This is a genomic window from Blastococcus sp. CT_GayMR16, from assembly GCF_004570875.1.
Taxonomy (GTDB): Bacteria; Actinomycetota; Actinomycetes; order Mycobacteriales; family Geodermatophilaceae; genus Blastococcus_B.
In genome coordinates this window covers 146,619-159,434 of record NZ_SPQK01000003.1, presented here as the reverse complement: position 1 = coordinate 159,434, position 12,816 = coordinate 146,619, and the positions used below count along the sequence as shown (strand labels likewise).

Annotated in this window: 10 protein-coding genes; 7 read left to right on the top strand and 3 right to left on the bottom strand. The window is 70.9% G+C overall.

Annotated elements, in window-relative coordinates:
- The first annotated feature begins 124 nt into the window (after positions 1-124).
- Both E4P38_RS05535 and E4P38_RS05530 read left to right on the top strand, forming a co-directional pair.
- Complete coding sequence (locus E4P38_RS05535) at positions 125-364, top strand: hypothetical protein (protein WP_135130773.1); 240 nt, start codon at positions 125-127, stop codon at positions 362-364.
- Positions 365-483: 119 nt separating this feature from the next.
- Positions 484-702 (top strand): hypothetical protein, encoded by a 219-nt coding sequence (locus tag E4P38_RS05530; protein WP_135130772.1) that lies wholly within the window; start codon positions 484-486, stop codon positions 700-702.
- A 409-nt stretch (positions 703-1,111) separates the two neighbouring features.
- Here the strand turns inward: E4P38_RS05530 and E4P38_RS05525 are convergent, their stop codons facing one another.
- The 3 genes from E4P38_RS05525 to E4P38_RS05515 form a co-directional block, all read right to left on the bottom strand.
- Positions 1,112-1,813, bottom strand: coding sequence for a LuxR family transcriptional regulator (locus E4P38_RS05525; RefSeq protein WP_135130771.1), 702 nt, complete (start codon positions 1,811-1,813; stop codon positions 1,112-1,114).
- The gene (locus tag E4P38_RS05520; RefSeq protein WP_135130770.1) at positions 1,806-2,462 is read right to left on the bottom strand and encodes a hypothetical protein; all 657 of its coding nucleotides are present in this window, start codon (positions 2,460-2,462) and stop codon (positions 1,806-1,808) included. The genes E4P38_RS05525 and E4P38_RS05520 overlap by 8 nt, the downstream gene beginning before the upstream one ends.
- A gap of 180 nt (positions 2,463-2,642) precedes the next feature.
- Entirely contained in the window at positions 2,643-2,852 is a 210-nt protein-coding gene (locus E4P38_RS05515; RefSeq protein WP_135130769.1) for a helix-turn-helix domain-containing protein, read from the bottom strand.
- A gap of 1,023 nt (positions 2,853-3,875) precedes the next feature.
- Here E4P38_RS05515 and E4P38_RS23400 point away from each other — a divergent pair.
- From E4P38_RS23400 to E4P38_RS05495, 5 genes are all read left to right on the top strand, one after another.
- Positions 3,876-4,373 carry a hypothetical protein gene (locus E4P38_RS23400; protein ID WP_245160812.1) on the top strand — a complete coding sequence of 166 codons (498 nt, stop codon included), beginning with the start codon at positions 3,876-3,878 and terminating at the stop codon, positions 4,371-4,373.
- Positions 4,374-4,765: 392 nt separating this feature from the next.
- The gene (locus E4P38_RS23395) at positions 4,766-4,924 is read left to right on the top strand and encodes a hypothetical protein (protein WP_245160811.1); all 159 of its coding nucleotides are present in this window, start codon (positions 4,766-4,768) and stop codon (positions 4,922-4,924) included.
- A 1,902-nt stretch (positions 4,925-6,826) separates the two neighbouring features.
- Positions 6,827-7,135: a helix-turn-helix transcriptional regulator gene (locus E4P38_RS05505; protein WP_167760454.1), complete on the top strand. Its 309-nt coding sequence runs from the start codon at positions 6,827-6,829 to the stop codon at positions 7,133-7,135.
- Between the two features lie 772 nt (positions 7,136-7,907).
- Positions 7,908-11,579, top strand: coding sequence for a MobF family relaxase (mobF, locus tag E4P38_RS05500; protein WP_135130767.1), 3,672 nt, complete (start codon positions 7,908-7,910; stop codon positions 11,577-11,579).
- 120 nt (positions 11,580-11,699) lie between these two features.
- Positions 11,700-12,809 carry a site-specific integrase gene (locus E4P38_RS05495; protein ID WP_135130766.1) on the top strand — a complete coding sequence of 370 codons (1,110 nt, stop codon included), beginning with the start codon at positions 11,700-11,702 and terminating at the stop codon, positions 12,807-12,809.
- Positions 12,810-12,816 lie beyond the last annotated feature (7 nt).

Genomic DNA, 12,816 nt, shown 5'->3' with positions numbered 1-12,816 from the left:
GTGAAGAACCGTGCGCTAACCCACGGCCCCCTAGCGTCGGATCCCCGAGGTCGGGCAGCTCGCACCGACCCGGTGGCACGGCGGTCACCGCCGGCCGGCCCAACCGCTTTCGAAGGAGAGACACATGAAGCACCGCTCGCACCTGTGGCTTATGGCCGCGCTCGCCGGCGCCGGCATGCTCGCCGTCTTCCTGCTGCCGTCCGGAACGATCCCACTCCTGGGATTCGGCGTTCCGCTGCTTGCCTGCCTGGCGATGCTCGCGGTCATGTTCTTCCTCATGCGCGGCATGGGTGAGTACCGCTCCACTGACCATGTCGACGCCACCACGGCCGAGCGTGCGCCCGCGGAGGTGGATCGAGGCTAAGCAACGGCCGCAGAGCCGGGCGTGCGCGCGGCGGTCACGAGCGACGGATTCCCGGCGCATCCGCCCTACATGTCCCGAACGCAGTCACAGTCTGAGCGCTGGCTGCCGATAAGCGACCTGTGACCACTCTGGATGGCACCAAGAACACCGATGTCGCTGACGACGTCGCGGCCGACGGACTGTTGGAGATCCAGCTTTCCTTCGACAAGGCGATGGCGCGCCTGGCTTTGATCTCCCAAGGCTGGGAGAGGTCCTGCCGCGAGGCGCCGGAGCAGAGGCCGACCTCACCGCTCGCACCCAGCGCTGCCCCAGGGGCGGCGCTGCCTCAGGCAGCCTGACATACGGCCAGCCGGACAACTGCTCCCGCTACTCGAGGTGTGAGGGCCAGTCCCTCTCTTCCCGGCGGAGTGCGCGCTTGCCAGAGACTTCGAATGCGCGAGTACCTGCGCGAGCCGCTCTCAGCGATGGGTGCAACACCGCCGACGTCGCGGGACAGACGCACGGCGGGCGGTTCGGCGAGCGCGCTCGCCGATGATCCCGTCGGGTAGCACCGTGAGATGGGCATGGCTTTCGCTCCGGGACGACCTTCCCGCGGTGCCGGCCCCTCGGCTGCCTCAGGCGTGCTGCCAGTCGAACTTCCTGCGCCAGTGGCCCGCGCCATCCACGTCCTGCGGCTGACGGCGCCGTCCGTGAAGCGACGGGCGAGGATGATTACAGCAGCGGTCCCGGGCCGCGGCCGGGGCGGGGTCAGTAGAGGTAGCGGTCGATGCCGGAGCCGTGCGCCCAGATGTGGTTCATGCGGTCGGCGGTGCGGGCGTGGGCGGCTTCCTCGGCGTCGCTGAGCACACAGTCGGCCCCGGGCGGGGTGACCCGCAGCCGAGCGGTGAGCAGGCGGGTGTCGTCGGTGGCGGCGAGGTCGAGCAGGCCGGCCAGCCGCCTGAGGAGCGAGACGAGCTCGGTGCGGTCGGCCCGGCGGTAGCCGCCGGGGAGCTGTGCGGCGTGGGCGGCGACCAGCTCGGCGATGTCGGCGTCCAGCCGGGGGTGGCCGAGGGGGTGGCCGAGGGCGGCGGCGGTGGCGGCGAGGAGGTCGATGTCGGCGGTGGGCAGGGTCAGTGCGGTCATCGGCGCGTGCTCGTAGCGGCCGTCCGGGGCGAGCAGCCGGCCGCACCCTGATTCCTGGGACTGGGTGGGCGCCAGGGCGGTGAGCAGGCGCTGCACGGCGGCGAGGGCGGCCCGGTCGGCCAGTGGCGCCGGCACCCGCAGCGGCTCCGTGCCGGTACCCGGATCCCGCCGGTCGTCGTCCTCCCACGTGCCCAGGCACAGCAGGATCTCCTCCAGGGCGCGCAGCGGCGCCAGCGGCTCGCCGTCGAGGTCGACGACGAGCACGGTGCGCTGCCCTACCGGGGTTCCGCCGCTCGGTCCGGGGTGGCCGGTCGGTCGCTCAGTCACGAACCGACCACCGCTGGGTGGCCGACCGGGCCGTCAGGCCGGTGACCCGGCCGATGTCGGCCCACGAGGCCCCGGCCGCGACCGCGGCGCGGACCGCCTCGTCCAGCGCGCGGTCGGCGGCGGCCTGCCGGGCGGCGGCCTGTTCTACCTCCTTGAGGGCTTGCCATCCGGCGATGTGTCGGCGCCATTCCTGCCGCACCCGGTTCTCGTCGGCGGCCTCCAGGTCGGCCCACGGGCCGGCGGTGGCGAGCCGCCGCGCCGCGGGGTCGGCCAGCTCCGGTGGGACGCGGGTCCAGGGGGTGCCGCGCCAGCCGCAGGTGCAGCCGGCGGCCCAGCCGACGACCGCGGCGTCCGGGCGCCACTGCTCCGCCTGGTCGATCACCTCGAGACGGACCTGACCGCTGCTGTGGGAGTGCACGATCCCATCGCCGCGGAGAACCGTGCCGTCGGACCAGAGGCCCTCGGCGGTGGAGCCGTCGCGGTAGGTCAGCCGCACCCGGTCGCCGTTGCGCGGCTCGTCGTCGGGTCGGCGGGCTATCAGCAGACCGCGGGCGCTGCTGGTGCCGGCGCCCTGCGCGCCGTCGGCGAACAGCGGCACCACCCAACCCTCGTGCTCCTGGCCGTCCACGACCGGGCCCATCCATCCCATCGCTCCTCCTCTCGGTGCGTGTGGGCAGCGTCGCCGTTCCGGCGCTGCCGGAGCGGGTCCTGTTCGGCGTCTGTGGATGGCCGTCGGTGTCCACGGGCGGGGGTGGACACAGGGCCTCGCCGTGTGCCCGGAATCCGAAGCGGCCCCGTGCCCGTCCAGCCGCTCTCCGGAGGCGCGGGGCTATCGGTGCGGGGGCTGGTCTGCCTGTGCGTCGATCCAGGTGCGCAGGTCGGCGCGGCGGTAGAGGACGCGCCGGCCGAGTCGGAAGCTGTTCGGGCCGGTGCCGAGGTGTCGCCAGTACCGGAGGGTGGCGACGGGCGCGCGGAGCACATCGGCGGCCTCGGTGATGGTGAGCAGCTCGGGCTCGCGCTCGGCGGTGGGGTCGGGCATGACTGGGCTCCCGGAGGATCGTCGGTGCTGGGCGGTGCCTTCACCACAGAAGGCGCCATTTCGGGCCCGTTGGTGACACTTCACAGCCAGCTTTCTCGGACGTCTCCGGTTGTTCTCCTGTCGCGGTCGCCTCTGGCACGTCACCTGCCAGCCAGGGGCCCTTCATCCGCCGACGCCGGGGATCGGCGCCGGGACAGCCGGTGGACGGCCCCCGGTCCTGCGGCTGGGGTTCGGCACGTTCTCCGGTAGGCCGACGACAGCCGAGGACCCGTTCTCGCTCAGGGACTGGAGGACAACTGGAGGTCCGCTGCTGACCTGGGGGTTCCTCCAGTTGTCCTCCTGTTGTCCTCCAGTCAGCCGATGCAGGCCGTGAGCATCGGGGCGCTCGCACGCAAGTGGTCCGTGTGGACAACGGCTTCTGTCCACAACATCCGGACAGACTCCCTGGGGCGGCGCTGACCTGGCCACGCTCAACTCATGGCGCTGGACACCGCACCCGGGGCACGGCGAGACGGCGGAGCCCGTGACCGGTCCGCCAGGGACCTGCGCGACGTGTCGGGCGATCGAGGCTCCCTGACCGGTGGACGCGCCGCTGACGTCCGCGCGCCGCGGCCGGTGAGGCAGGCCAGGAACACCCTTCGGGCCACGCTGCGCGCGGCGCCGGCTGCGCCGTCGTCAAGGTCCGCCTGCGGCGGGCTGTCCTTGCTGGTCCCCCGACCCGTCCGGCAGCTCAGCGTAGGGCCTCCCGCGCCGTCTCCTCCCGACCGGACCAAGATCCTTCCGCCCTCCGGGCGCTGCGCTGCGGAAGCAGTCTTGGTCCGGTCGTCCCCCGCCGTCGCTCCCGGCCCCTGAGCAGAGCTCTGTGCCGGACGGGCCGGGGGAATGGGTGGCAGGACACCTGTTCCGCAGCTCCTCCCGTACCGGCTTCGGCTCCAGTTCCGGGAGGGTCCAGATGACCAGCACCAGCAGCACAACGAGCAGCAATCGGACCGGCAGGGGCGAGCGGCCCGCGGGGTGCAGGCAATGCTCGACCTCGGCGTGCCCCTGGCCAGGGTGGCCAAGTCGACCGGGCTCGGCCGCAAGCGGGTCGCCAAGGCCGCCGGGGTCGCCCGACTGGACGGCGACACCGCCGCCGCCGTCGCCGGTGCCGGGCTGACCCTGGACCAGGCCGCCGCCGTCGCCGTCGCCGTCTACGCCGACGACCCCGACACCACCGCTGCCCTCATCGCGGCAGCGGGGGAGGGGCCCGGGCGGTTCGCCCACGCACTGACCCGCGCCAAGCAGGCCCGAGCCGAAGCCGAACAGGCAGCCGCCCTGCTGGCGGAGCTGGCCGCCGCCGGGCGAACCGTCCTGGACGAGGACGCCGGCCGCGCCGCTACCCGGCTGGCCGACCTCACCCACGACGGCAGGCCGCTGACCGCCGACGGCCACGCCGGCTGCCCCGGCTCGGCGGTCTACGTGAACACCAGCGGCTGGCAGGGGCCACAAGCCATGGAGGTGTGCACCGACCCAGGCCGGTAACGGCCACCGCGACCGCTGGACGGCCACCGCCCTACCCACCGGCGCAGCAGCCGAGGAACCCAGCGAAGCCGAACGCGAGGCCGCCGCCGCCGAACGGCGGGCCACCATCGAGAACAACAAGGCGATGGCGGCGGCGAATGAGACCCGCCGCGAGTGGATCAAGGGCCTACTGCAGCGCAAGACCGCGCCCAAGGCGGCGCTGCGGTTCACGGTCGAAACACTGGCCACCGACCCCCGGGCGCTGTCCCGGTGGCTGTCCGGGCAACCCAACCGAGCCCAGGACTGCCGCCGCCGACCTCGGCATCGACGCCCCCGGCCAGTGGTGGACCACCCAGGACAAGCCCGCGCCCACCCTGACCAGCGGCGAACAGCTGCCCGACACCCGGCTCACGGTGGCGCTGCTGGCCCACGTCGCCGGCGCCATCGAGTCCGGGCTGCACCGCCAGTCCTGGCGTAACCCCGGCACCGGCGACGCCCGCTGGCTGCGGTTCCTGGTCTCGTGCGGCTACACCCCCGGCCCAGATCGAACAGCAGATCATCGACGCCGTTGACCAGCCCACCGTCGATCCGTCGTCCGGCGCTACCTGACCGGCGTGGCCGCTCCCGCACCCGCGGGAGCGGCCACGCCGAGGCGGTGGTTGCTTCATGCGGCCGGCGGCGGCGGCGGGGGTCGCGCGAGGCCCCGCCGTTGGCGATCCTTCACGCGGCCCGCAAGACCGTCTTCACAGCTGTATCTTGGCGTCGATCGCTTGTCCGCCGCCCTGAAGAAGGTGCACGAGCCGTCGATAGATGGCTAGTGAGACAGACTCGCGAAGTGTTTTGAGAAGCGGGTCAGTAAGTTTTCTACTTCAGGTACGATCCGCGGCTGACCTGCAAGTACGAATATCGGCTCATACCCGGAAAGAAACGCATAGAAATTGGCAGCCCCGAAAGTGCTGGTGTTCTCGCTAGACTGCGCCTCTCCTTTCAGAAGGGACTGTGTCGCCTCTATTGCGGAAGCTGCCTTCAGGTTCAACTCAGCAACCGCTGCATCAGCGGCGCCTTGAGGGCCCCAGCTTCGGAGGGGAACTCCTTGACGGTAGGATTCAATAGAGCTGTGAATACTCACGCATGCTCCTTCGCTAACCAGTGGCGGCGGGGGACTTAAGGGAATGCACTTGTCAAGCGTGCGCTAGCCCTACCCTCTGCCGTCGATGGAGAAGTCATCTTCCTAGCGCCATGACGAGTTTGTCAAGGTCTGGTCGGCTAGCCGCTAGCGACGACTTGACGGTCGGCAGTCAGAGCTATCAGCTAGATCAGCGCGAATTCTTGGTGTGGCCCACCTTCGAGCTTCGCCGGGTCTGCTATTGCGATCAAGTCTCAAACGGTCTAGGCCCAAGCTCGCAACTTGGTCTCAGAACTACCCTTGATGGCGCCAGAGGCGTATACCGGTTCCGACGCGACCTCGGATAAATCACTTTCCGAACGGCATGCGGAAGGTTCGAAAGAGGGGGGCTTGAGCACAATGCCCTTCCGATGTTAGAGGTTCGCGGACTCTAATCGATCTGAGCAGTACACCGTCAGGCCCCCCGCTACGAACTGCGGAGGGCCTGACGGCGCTACCGGAATGTTGAAGGGTCTAAAGTTGAAGAGATGGACCCGGCCCTCTCGGTCATCTCGCGAAATGGCTGCCAACACACGTTAGTGCGCGTGCATGAGGTCAGCAGGTGTCAGACGCAGAACCCACAACACCGTTGATTTTCACCTCCACGGTTACCTTGGTCACAGCAGTGCCCAGGGTCAGGTACACAGTGTTTGTGCTGCCTAGTCCCTGGGAACCCGTAGCCACTCTTGAGAAGTAGGTCCACGCAAACTTTCCGCCACCTGCGTTAGGCGAGACCCAGGAGTACTTATAGTATGCATTGTAAGCCGTATTCCTTTGCCCTTCGTAGACTGCATTAAACGCTGCATCGCCATTCGAAGTGCAAGTCACATTAACGGTGACCGCTGTAGCTGCCGATGCTGGGTTTACCCATGCTGGAGCGGTAAGGACCAACCCCAGCATGGCGAGGATACTTACCATGAGAACTGCTAGACGTCGCGTCTGCCCAATGATCATCTCGTGAACCCACCTTCTGCTGCCCTGGATAGTTTGAAACCGGTCGGCAGCATGTTGGAATGCGTAATCGCCAGCGGTCAACATGCTTATCGATAAAATCCGATCAAATGCTGTACATGTGCGTGCGGCGGTTGCTTAAACTGCCGAGGATCTTCTCTAGACAAAGTGCAGACGGCCTGGTAAGGGGTCCTGGAGGCTTCGTTGCAGGATCGTGTCGTTCAGGTCCGGCTAGGATCTTGTGCTAACGCCAGAGAGCGCGCTAGCTTCTCCTCCCAGACATCGAAACCGCGAGGTCTCGGTCTCCGGAAAATTTCGTCCTTCGGCAGTGGGGGACACCGTGGGTCCATTTTTTACTGTGGGAGAACTTCTCCGCGACCGGCGCGAGCGCGCCGCCCTCACCCAACGCGAAGTGGCGGATCGAGCTGGGTTGAGCCTGCGGGCGATCAACAGCCTCGAATGTGGACGAGTGGCACGACCGCGTATCCATACACTCCGAGTGATTGCAGCTGCAATAGGCCTGAAAGGCGATGCGGCGCGCCTCTTCGTCTTTGAGGCGCGCAGCATTTTCTCACCGGCGGCCTCGCATCATGGATTTCAGGTCGAGGGCGGCGGCGGCGATGACGTGCAGCTCCTCTCCGGCGTCAGGTTGGTGTCCTCCGGTTGAGGGCCGCACCCCTGCTTCTCGTTGCCGAGCGGACCTTCCCCTCCGTCGGCTGGCGGGTGTGGCATCTGCGCGGCGGCCATCGCCCGCCCGGCGTGGACCGGCACTAGCCGTGCCGCTGGTCGCGCCCATAGCCCGGACGCCGTGGCCCGAGGCCGAGCTGGCCGCCGTGTGTCGGTACTCCGCCCATCCCGCGCCCGCGAGCGTCTGCGGATGCGGCGTCGCGGTGATGACCACGCTGGAAGCACTGGTGTCCTGGCAGCTCGGCGTGGACAGCCCCCCTGGCCGGTGACGATCCCTCCCCGAGACTCGGCGCGCTGCACGTGCGCACTGACGGCGTCGTCGTCGGCCGCGTCGCGATCACCGAGCCGCGTTCGGCAAGCCCCGCCGCGGCAAGGCGGGCAAGGCCGGCCCGCCGGTCCATGACGACCCGCTCGCCAGCATCGACTCCCACGGGGTGACCCGGCACGAGTTCAGCGCTGAGGCCGGCGACCCGAGCCGGGGCACCCCGGAGCCGATCGTCATCCGTACCTGCGGCTCGGAAGGCGGCGGCCTGCTCTCAGTCGACAATCGCCGTTGACAACCAACGACATGACGCCGGCGACGTCCTTACGCCCACCAGTCCAGCCTTTCCCGGGAAACCTTAAGTCCTCCCGAAAGAGCGGCACGCATGCTACCTTCGGAGGTAGATCGGGCCCCGCTTCGCGGGGCCCATCGCCGTTTCTAGGGGTGACTTGTTGGTCATTGTCGGGTGGCGTTGAAAATGCATGGCGGAATGAAGATCTACGCCGGCGCGCCGGCGGCTGCCCGGCAGTACGTGGAGGCCGACCGGGGCAGGGCGGATGACTACTACCTCACCGAGGGCGCCGGCCTCGCCCGCCGGTTCAGCGTCACCGAGAGCCGGGTGACCGAGCTGGCGCCGCTGACCGGCGACGCCTACGAGACGTGGGTGGCCGGCTGTGACCCGGGCACCGGGGAGCCGCGGGGGCAGCTGCGCGGCGACGGGCATGCAGTGCGGTTCGTCGAGGTGGTGGTCAACGGCCCGAAGACGTGGTCGCTGGCGGCCGCGCTGCATCCGGACATCGCGACCGCGTATGACTCGGCCCAGGCCCGGGCGGCCGAGCAGATTCTCGGCTGGCTCGGGCAGCACGCCACCACCCGGGTCGGTCCGCGGGGCGGGCAGGTGCAGGTGCCGGTCGAGGTGGCCGAGGCGGTGACGGTGGCCCACTACACGTCGCGGGCCGGGGATCCGCACCGCCATCTGCACCTGCAGATCAACGCCCGGGTGTTCGCCGCCGGGAAATGGCGCGGCCTGCACACCGTCGGCGTCCGCGATTCACTCGCCGCAATCAACGGTATCGGGCACGCCGCGGTCGCCTGCGACCCGCAATTCCGGGCCGCGCTCGCCGCCCACGGATATGCATTTAACGGTGATGGCGAGATACGGCAGCTCGCGAATTTCGTGGGCGCCTTCAGCGCGCGGACCGCGCAGATCGCCCGGAACATCGACACCTACGAACGAGAATGGACCGCGGCGCATCCCGGCGAATCCCCCGGCCCGGCGTTACGCCACTCCTGGGACTCCAGAGCGTGGGCAGCGGGCCGCCCGGACAAGGTGCTGCCACAGCCCGGGGAGGATCTCACGGCACGGTGGCTGGCCGAGCTGGTCGCCCTGGGCTACCGCGACCGGAGTGTTCCCATCGGCCTCACACCCACCCCGGTCGGCGGCCTGGACCGGGAGCAGGTGGTGGAGCGGGTGCTGGCCCGGCTGGCCGCCGCCCGCTCGGCGTGGAACGCCGCCGACGTGCGCGGGGAGGTCGAACAGCTGCTCGCCGCCGCCGGCATCGTCACCGACCCGGCGGTGCGCATCGAGCTCGCCGAAGACGTCACCGCCCGCGCGATGGACCGGTGCGTGCCGCTGCTGGACCGCGGCGGGGTGCCCGAGCACATCCGGGCCTGGACCTCCACACCGGTGCTCGCCGTCGAGGCCGACCTCACCGCCCGGCTGGCTTCCCGCGCCACCGATCGCTCGGGCGACGTGTCGGGCCCCGACCGGACACCGCCGGTCGACATCGCAGCCGGTGCCACCCGGCTGGACCCGGGACAGGCGGCGGCGGTCGCCGCGCTCGCCGGCCGGCGGGCCCTGGTGGTGATCGAGGGCGCGGCCGGCGCGGGCAAGACCACCACGCTGGCCGCCACCAGGACCGTGCTGGCCGAGCAGGGTCGCCGGCTGGTGGTCGTGACCCCGACGCTGAAGGCGGCCAAGGTGGCCGCCGCGGAGGTCGGCGCGGTCGCCGGGTCGGCGGCCCGGCTGGCCTTCGCGCACGGCTGGCGCTGGAACGACGACGGCGCCTGGGCCCGGCTCGGTATCGGGGACGTCTGCCCCACCACAGGAGGTTTCTACGCAGGCCCGGGGGAGGGGACGGGGCTGCGTCCGGGTGATCTGCTGGTCGTGGACGAGGCGGGCATGCTGGATCAGGACACCGCCCGGGCCCTGCTGACGGTCGCCGACGAGTGCGGGGTGCGCGTCGCCCTGCTCGGTGACCGGCATCAGCTCGCGGCGGTCGGTCGCGGTGGCGTCCTGGACCTCGCCGCGGCTCAGGTCGACCCGGCCGGGCACCTGACACTGGTCGGCGTGCACCGCTTCACCTGCACCGACGCCGCCGGCCGCACGGCACCGGACACCGGGTACGCCGAGCTGACCCTGGCGATGCGCGCCGGCACCAACCCCGGGGCGGTGTTCGACGCGCTGCTGGCCCGCGGGCAGATCCGGCTGCACCCCGACGGGCAGGCGCTGCGGGAGGCGCTCGCCGCCGGCGCGGCCGACGGCTACACCGGGGGCGAGCGGGTGGCCGTGGTGGTCGCCACCCGTGAGCAGGCTGCCGCCCTCAGCGCCGCCGTCCGGGACCGCCTGGTCACCGATGGCCGGGTCGACGACCGACGCGTGGTCGTCACCGGGGCGGGGGAGCGGATCGGCGTCGGCGACCGGATCGCGACCCGCCGCAACGACCGCGACCTGCAGGTCGCCAACCGCGACGTGTGGGCGGTCATCGGCGTCGACGCCGACGGCGGGCTGCTGGTCACCCCCGACGGCACACCGCATGTCACCCCCGCCGGCGGCGCGTTCGTCGCTGTCACCTCCGCCGTCACCCCCGACGTCACCCCGGCCGGGACAGGGGCGCGGCTGCTGCCCGCCCACTACGTCACCGCGCACGTGGAACTTGCCTACGCATCCACCGCGCACGGCACCCAAGGCGACACCGTGACCGCCGCCCACCTGGTGGTCGGCGAGGACACCGGCGCGGCCGCGGCCTACGTCGGGATGACCCGCGGCCGTACCGCAAACACCGCCCACCTCGTCGCGACCGACCCGGCCGAGGCGCAGGAGCAGTGGCTCGCGGTCTTCGCCCGCGACCGCGCCGATCTCGGCCCGGCACACGCCGCCGAACTTGCGGCCGCCGAGGCCGCCCGCTACGCCAGGCCCCGACCGCTGGAGCAGGCGCTCGCCGACCTGGACTCCGCGTGGACGGCCGAGCAACGCTGCCTGGATCGGCTCGCCTCCGACTTGCCGCGCCGGGACGCGCTGCGCGAGGTCGTCGCGCTCGAGTCCGCCCACGCCCGCCAGCTCACCGCGCTGGAAGCCCGGTACCGGCAGACGGGGATCGACGCCCGCCACGCCGCGGCGCGGGCCGACGCCAGCGGCGCGGCCGTCACCGCCGAGATCGACCGGATCCGCGACACGCTGCTCGACAGCTGGGACAGCGGGCGTGTCCCCGCCCGCGATGCCGCGCGGGTCGTGCTCGACGGTCCCGGCCGGCTCAAGCTTCGGCGGGCGGCGGTGCACCGAGCCGGCGAGCAACTGATCGACTGGGCGGACGCCTGGCGGCCCTACCTGCCGGCCATGCCCACCGACCCGCAGCAGATCGCCAGCCTGGCTGACCGGTCCGACGACCGACCGCGGCTGTGGACCGCCTTCGACTCCTACGCCCGCCACGACACCGAACACGTCCGCCCGGAGCACGCTCAGTTGCGCGCGACCGCAGCCACCGCCCAGCAGGCCCACCGGCACGCCGGGGCCGCGCTCGCCGACGCCCGCCGTCAGCATGAGAACCGGCTCGCCCGCTTCGGATCCCTCTCCTGGACCCTCGACCCGGCGGAGCGGCTCGCCGACACGGACCGGCACATCACCGGCACCCGCGCAGAACTGGCCACCGTCCGCGCCCGCATCGCGCGCCTGACGGCCGACCCGGCTCTCCTCACCCAGCCGGCCGACCAGCTAGCCAAAGAGCGTGACCACTGGCGGGCCCTCCACGACCCCGAGCTTGTCACCACCCGGACACCCGCCTCCCCGTCGGCGCCACCGCAGCATGGCGTCCGACCGCCGCGCCCCGAGGATGTCCGACTGCTGGGACTACATCGCGACGCCTCCCTGGGGATGCCTCGGTGAATCCCCAGGGAGGCGGGAGCCCGAAGACAAGTCCCGTGCGCGGTGTCAGCGTTCGGGTCAGCAGGCCAGGCGAGACTGCGCTGGCCATGGCCAGATTCACGACCAGGGAGGCGATGAGCGGTGGCGTCGATCGCGAGGCGGCCTGACGGCACATACCGGCCGCGGTACCGGGACGAGAACGGCAAGGAGCATGCCCGCCACTTCAAACGCAAGGTCGACGCTCAGCGGTGGCTCGATGAGCAGACCGCGGCGTTGGTGCGCGGTGACTGGGTCGACCCGAAGAGGGGCCGGAGCACCTTCCGTGCCTATGTCGAGACTTGGCTGCCCGCCCAGCCGCTACGGGACTCGTCCCGCCGGGCCTACGACTCCTATCTGCGAAATCACCTGCTGCCTGCGTTCGGGGACAAGCGGCTGTCGGCAGTCACGAGAACTCAGGTGCTCGCGTTCCGTCGCGGGCTCGAGGCGAAGCTGTCGCCGACCACCAGCCGGCAGATGATGGCGCTGCTAGCCGGCATCTTCGCCGACGCCGTCGAAGACGGGTTCCTCGCCAAGTCACCGTGCCGGGACACCGTTCCCCCTCGGCCGCACCGGGAGAAGATCGTCCCCTTGACGGTCGAGCAGGTCGCGGCCTTGGTCGACGCGGCGCCCGACCGGTACCGCGCCCTCGTCGTCCTGGGTGCCGGCTGTGGCCTCCGGCTCGGCGAGGCACTGGGCCTCAAGGTGAACAGGATCCGGTTCCTCGAGCGGGAGCTGGACGTCGTCGAGCAGCTGACGCTCGTGCCGGGAGCGCCGCCGAAGCTCGCACCGCCGAAGACCCGCGGCAGTATCCGCACGGTGCCACTGGCCGACGTTGTCGCCTCGGCGCTGGCCGAGCACCTGGCGGGGTTCCCGGCCGGACCGGACGACCTCGTCTTCCGGTCACGCACCGGCGGTCCGATCTGGGCCAACACCTTCAACAACTCGGTGTGGCAGCCGCTCCGCAAGCGCGCCGGCCTCCCGACCGCGCGGTTCCACGACCTGCGGCACTTCACTGCCTCGGCGCTGATCCGCTACGGGGAGTCGGTGAAGACCGTGGCGCACGTCCTTGGCCACGCGGACGAGACAGAGACCCTGCGGACCTACTCGCACCTATGGCCCGACGCGGACACCCGAACCCGTGCGGCTGTCGACGCGGCATTCGCATCATCTGCGGACTCCGTGCGGACTGAGGGAGTCGCATACCTGCGCTGACCTGCGC